This window comes from Kovacikia sp. CALU 1929 (genome assembly GCF_056784235.1).
Window position 1 is genome coordinate 60,196 of sequence record NZ_JBXBCF010000082.1, and the last position, 5,865, is coordinate 66,060.

A 5,865-nucleotide genomic window follows, 5' to 3' on the forward strand; every position below is an offset into this window, starting at 1 on the left:
AAGAATAAGTGTGCAGAGATGACGCTGAGACAGCGATGTAGCTTGTACTCAGACCCTCAGAAATTTTAGACCTCGGAGGTTTTGAAAACCTCCGAGGTCTGGGAGACTTTGAGTCGAGCTAAAGGCTATAACTTGTGTCTGGTGAGTCTACCAAGTCCCTAAACTTTGACAATTACCCAGAAGAAGCCTCTGCTTCATTTCAACTGGTAGAGATAGGTAAATGCACCCGGTTGGCGGAAGAAGTCAAGTTCCTGCCCAATCTGATCAAGACGTGGTTTGAGCAGGGCTTCCTGAGCATCCTTTAGCCCGGAAAACAAAAACCATACACGGGGTTGTTCTTGAAGCTGACTGGTTTTCTGTTTGAAATCCTGCCAACCCTGAAGGGAAAAGGCTTCAGGATTCATAAAATCGGTGTATCCTTCCACATAATCAGACGTGGAATAGCCATACCTGTCGGCGTAGTATCGAAACTGGTGAACGGCAACTCCATCGTTGAGATAAATCTTATCCGCAGGCTGTTGATGGGTTTTGATATATTCAATCACCGGGCGAATTTCCTGTACCGTCCTGGGAGAGATTAAAAAATCGGTGGCTTGGGATAGGGCTGGCAGCAGCACGAGACAAGCAACGATAGCGCCAGCGATCGCCCAAAGTCTCTTTACCCAAGATTGACGGTGCTGTTGATATTGAGTCAGCAGAAAAGCAATGCCTTCTGCAATGATCAGGATGAAAAATGGTGTTAGAAATAGAACCAGTCGTCCCCGAAAGGGATACTTGTGGAGATAGGTCGCGGTCAATGTCGCAACGATTGGGGAAATTAAAATTAAAAACGCGACTCGACGCTTCCTGAAGAAAGCGATGCAGCCAATCACAAAGGCAGCAATGGCAATGCCATCGGTTTTACCTTGAAACCCTAGTGGTCTATAGAAGAATCGACCCAACGAATCTAATAACCAAACAACATCAAAAATTGACCGTGGGTATTCCGGTCCCCAGGCACCTTGCAGAGCCTCACTTCTCATCGCATTGGCAATGGTCAAAAAGTAGACCACTCCAAAGCTGGCAATCCAGATTAAGTAGGCAGGTAACCGATTGAGAAAAACCGCTTTTCGCCGTTCAGCAGACGTTGTAACTAAGTTGGCAACTGCGACACCTCCCAGGGTGAAAATCGCAGGGTGGGATAAACAGATTGCCAGAGTTCCCAGTAACCCAATCAGGAGGGTGCGTCCGTTGCTGATGATTTTGTCGCGTAGCGGAATCAGGAGCAAACAGAGCAGCAATGCCACCATGACATCACTGGAATACTGTTTAACTTCGGTGGCGTAGTAAAGGGGATGCCTCAAACAAGCAAAGAGAACTAATGCAATGGGCACCGCGATCGCAGACGCACCCCATTTCCCCAGTTTATAGAGAGCAATCAGAGAAACAATCCCAGCAATCAAAGGAAACAATCGCAACGAGTACTCACTATTTCCGAATAGCTGAATGGCAAATTTTTCGACCCACAAAAAGCCGAAAGGAGCTGCCTGACTATAGTCCAGGGGCTGAAGTAACTCTAAGTATGAACGATTAACAATATTGAGGGCTAAATAGGTTTCATCGCCCCACAGCGATCGGTTTGAAAAGTATTGAACCAGGCGGACAGAAATCCCAAATAAAATAATTAACCAGGATAAATAGGTGAGAACAGTAGAAATACTTCCATGCTGGAGTCTGGCTTCTTTAAATCTGCTAGTTGCGGTGTTCATAGGCTTGTAGAGTGCAGTCAACCTGGCAATGCCTGTTCTAAAAGCTTTAAATTACTTAAAACTTTTATCGTCGCGAAAGCATAGACAGTCAATAACACCCATGACTCTACCACGCTAGTTAATGAACAAAACTCCTGAAAGACTCTGCCAAGTTCCTCAAAATCTTGAAGCTGCCGGGGATCTAAAACGGCTCTATCGGGTTTCCAGCCAATCAAACACCTGTTCTAACTGTTCTATCGTAATCAGCCCATACTGCCACAGCACCATTGGCAACAGATCGGGAAACATTTCTTCTTGACGCTGTGCGATCGCAATTGATTCCGCAGGAACCAAAAGTTCTTCCTGAAGAAAGTGAATCAGTTGCTTTTGCATAGTAAGCTGCATCATTTTGGTTCGTAGCAATTGAAGAGGTTAATCAGGTTCTGCCATCTTGGCTGCACAATTGTACTCATGCCTCCCACTTTTGGATCATTTAGGCGAATGATTTTCTCATTCTGGAGGAAGTCTTGCAGGAAAGGGCACATAGCAATTCTCAGCTTTGTGAGGTACATTTTTGGTCATTGGTCATTGGTCGCCCACAAAGGACTAATGACTAATGCTAGTGACTAATGCTAATGACTCATAGCAAACCCCACATCAGCATGAGAACCGCTGTATCACTTGGCTATACCCACCCTGACAGCCCAGCTATCACAGGTCTACTTGTTAAAGAACTGCAACGATTTTGAAGCAATCCAGAGGTTTTAGGCATGAGCCAAACATTTTGCGCTATCCTCTTTGGTTTGGTACGACTCTGGGGGGTGAAGTAGATCCTATTAACTGTTCTCCTTTAACTCTCTGAGTTTGTCGTTAAGATGACATTAGAGTTTTGAGGCAAGCCTGTGACTACTGAAAAACGCAATCGCTGGATGACCAATACGGTTCTGATTTTGGCGGTTATGGCATTCGTCGGACTTGGGATTTTCCCCATCATTCAGGGAGCGTTGACCTCAAATCAACAGCAAACTGCTGCCAATCCTACTCCGAGTCAATCTGCCAGCCCCATTCCTAACCAGGAGCAGTTGCAGAGACAGGCAGAGGGTTATGAGCTGGTTCTCCAGCGGGAACCGGATAACCAAACAGCGTTACGTGGTTTACTGGAAGCCCGCTTGGGGATGGGGGATGTAAAAGGTTCGATCGCCCCCCTGGAAAAACTGGCGAAACTGAACCCCAACGAAACAAATTACGCCGTGCTCCTGGCTCAGGCAAAACAGCAGGAGAAGGATCTGGAAGGTGCTGCTCAGGCATACCGGGATATTTTGAAAGTTGAACCGGGCAATCTCAACGCTTTAGATGGCTTAACAACTCTGCTCCTCCAACAGGAACGCCCAGAAGCCGCCATTGGCATGTTACAAGATACGCTTAAGACAGCCCCTAAGGCAAATCAAATTGAGGCTGGCAGCGTCGATGTCCCTTCCGTGAAATTGCTGTTGGGGCGGGTCTATGCGGATCAAAAGCGGTATGACGAGGCGATCGCCATGTATGACGAGGCTGCCCAGGGTGATAAGAATGACTTCCGCCCAGTTTTGGCAAAAGGGATTGTTCTGAAAGCACAGGGGAAAACTGAAGAGGCAAAACCCCTCTTTGACAGCGCCTCAAACCTGGCTCCTGCTCAGTATAAAGATCAGATTAAACAGCTTGCCAGCAGTTCTACCTCCATTAGCCCAACGCCTCCCCCATCAGTGGCACCCAGCCCTGTTCCAGTAGCACCATAGGGGTAAGGGGTGAGGGTGTTCGCCTTTGGCGTTCCCGAAGGGTGGGGTGAGGTATTGGTTACTTCAACTCTTAATTCTCAACTCTTAACTCCTTCCCCCCATCCCTTATCTCATTACCGCAACCAAGCCAAAGATCAGAAAGAGACATCCCCCCAGAGCGGTGACGGTTCGTTCAGAAATGCGACCGGCGACGAAGCATCCTCCCACAACGGCGATCGCGGCGCAGATGGCGTGTCCTGTGATCGCGCCTGCGGTCACGCCAATGGGATTGTTACCAGCGGAGAGGGCAACCGTGGTGAACTGGGTGCGATCGCCCCATTCCGCCATAAAGGTCAGTCCAAAGGATTGCAAAATCACGCCCCAGTAGTTTTTCCACTGAGTCAAACTGGAAGTCGATTGTTCAATCGCTTCCTTTGCCTCATCCACTTCTTCGCCGCAGGGGGTCGCTGGCATTTTGCTGGCATCGTACAGCAACTTCAACCCAAACCCAATAAACAAAGCAATTTCAGCAAAGTGAACCAGCCTTTTGGGAAAGAGCGCTACCACCTGACCCATCAATACCGACAGTAGGGTCATGGCTGCTAACGCCACCACTGCGCCAATAAACACCAACCGGCGAGAGTGGCGCATTGCCAACAACATAGCGATAAAGAAGGTCTTATCGCCTAATTCAGAAATCGTGATTAGCAAAAGTCCGGCTGTAAAAGCGCTAAGCATATCCCCCTCGGCTCCTCAGAATGTTCTTGCAACGGCATCTGAGTGAGCTTGATGAGGGCATTGACAACTTCACCAAGGCTCACATCAAATGTGAACTCAGTGAAGGTCTCGCTTGCAAAGGGTTATCAGTTGTTAGGGATTGGTTGTGAGAGAAAGGTACAAGCTTTATGGCTGCTTTCTAAAAACCAATAACTAAAACCAAAAACTCCATCTGTCACCTGAACCAGGTTCATCACCAGTATGTTGATTCAGGTGGGCTGGAATTAACCAGCAGCTACTCCCCTTCAAAAACAAATTATACCAGCTTTTAGCAATTTGTTAATAGCAGATCACCAGCCTCGTTAAAGATGAAGAAGCTAAATATAGCGTTTTTGAATCCAGTGAGGTACATGGATCAATGGCACTGACTTAAGACTGACAGCCCTGACGTGCCTTGTTCTCCAGGCTCCGCCTGGGAACACTGATTGAGAGGCTCTGCCTCCAGCACTGATAGAGGCAGAGCCTCCAGGGTTGCCATTCCCAGGTAAGGCCTGGGAACGAGATGAAAGATGAAGAAGCTAACTATGGCGTTTTTGAATCCAGTCAGGTACATGGATAGCCATAGATTCCTTGAGTCAAACAGATGAGATGTGCCTCACCCAGCAAGGAAACGCTATAAGCGCCAGATCGTGTTTTAGTGAGAGGGAGCCTATGATGAAAGAATCTAGTCTCTAGAGTACAACCGACCTAATCTAACTTGAGTGGATACTTCCCTCTATCGCTGACACTCTGGAGCTACGCAAAACTATCACAGCCATTGTCCAACCCGGCGAACAGCGTGGTTATGTAGCTGAATGTCTGGAAGTTGCTGTCATTACCCAGGGAGATACCCTGGACGAATTGGTTGATAATCTCAGAGAGGCTGTTGCCCTCCATTTGGAAGATGAGGATACCACTGTGCTTGGACTCGTTGAACATCCTTCCCTCTGCACTAACCCATCCACTGCACACTCACTCTAGGACTTTCCCCGTGTCCAATGTGCCGTTTATATCAGGATCGATGTTTGGCAATTAAATTGCGTATCTCATTCCGTACTTCCCGCGACACCAAAAAATTGGCGTGAATTTGTTCCTGGAAATCATCTGCTTGAAGATAAACATTGCCTTTATTATCAAATGCGATCTTCAAATCATCTATCTTAACGAATGGCTCTAGTTCCTTTGTTAGGTTCAAGAAGGTGTTGAAGATTTGGCTAGCGTTTTGAGTGCTTACAGAGGAGTTCATACTATTTCTACATTGGCTTAAATTGCTCTTATCTTAACTTCTGTCAATCTGTAATTGACAAGTAGCCAAAATCTAGAAATCCGACTGAAAGCAAAAATTTGAGTGTCCTCAACCTCTCGAAATTTGCTTGGCAGACACTAGGGTCTGTTTTAAAAGTATAGCCACATCATGATCGAGGCTAGAGTCAGCATGGCTAGGTAGTTTTCAGCCTTCTTTTCAAAGCGAGTGGCAATGCGACGATACTGTTTCAATCGTTTGAAACATCGCTCCACCCGGTTGCGCTCACGGTAGAGAGACTTGTCAAACCTACCTCTGTGACGTTCGTTGTCTTTGCGCGGAATGGTAAGGCGAATGCCGCGCCGTCGGAGATAGCGACGAATTT

The 5,865-nt window shown here is 47.2% G+C and carries 6 protein-coding genes; 1 reads left to right on the top strand and 5 read right to left on the bottom strand.

What is annotated here, in order from left to right; genetic code table 11:
• Positions 1 to 194: 194 nt before the first annotated feature.
• Both AC1S52_RS21980 and AC1S52_RS21985 read right to left on the bottom strand, forming a co-directional pair.
• Positions 195 to 1,748, bottom strand: a complete 1,554-nt coding sequence (locus tag AC1S52_RS21980) for a glycosyltransferase family 39 protein (protein WP_482031183.1) — start codon at positions 1,746 to 1,748, stop codon at positions 195 to 197.
• 192 nt (positions 1,749 to 1,940) lie between these two features.
• Positions 1,941 to 2,120 (bottom strand): DUF2949 domain-containing protein, encoded by a 180-nt coding sequence (locus AC1S52_RS21985; protein WP_482031184.1) that lies wholly within the window; start codon positions 2,118 to 2,120, stop codon positions 1,941 to 1,943.
• Between the two features lie 509 nt (positions 2,121 to 2,629).
• Between AC1S52_RS21985 and AC1S52_RS21990 the strand changes: the two genes are divergently transcribed.
• Positions 2,630 to 3,502, top strand: a complete 873-nt coding sequence (locus AC1S52_RS21990; RefSeq protein ID WP_482031185.1) for a tetratricopeptide repeat protein — start codon at positions 2,630 to 2,632, stop codon at positions 3,500 to 3,502.
• A gap of 105 nt (positions 3,503 to 3,607) precedes the next feature.
• Here the strand turns inward: AC1S52_RS21990 and AC1S52_RS21995 are convergent, their stop codons facing one another.
• The 3 genes from AC1S52_RS21995 to AC1S52_RS22005 all read right to left on the bottom strand — a co-directional run.
• Positions 3,608 to 4,219, bottom strand: coding sequence for a TMEM165/GDT1 family protein (locus AC1S52_RS21995; RefSeq protein ID WP_482031186.1), 612 nt, complete (start codon positions 4,217 to 4,219; stop codon positions 3,608 to 3,610).
• 774 nt (positions 4,220 to 4,993) lie between these two features.
• The gene (locus tag AC1S52_RS22000; RefSeq protein WP_482031187.1) at positions 4,994 to 5,176 is read right to left on the bottom strand and encodes a hypothetical protein; all 183 of its coding nucleotides are present in this window, start codon (positions 5,174 to 5,176) and stop codon (positions 4,994 to 4,996) included.
• Between the two features lie 456 nt (positions 5,177 to 5,632).
• Positions 5,633 to 5,865, bottom strand: a 233-nt coding sequence (locus AC1S52_RS22005; RefSeq protein ID WP_482031188.1) for a transposase, incomplete at its 5' end; no start/stop codon positions are given.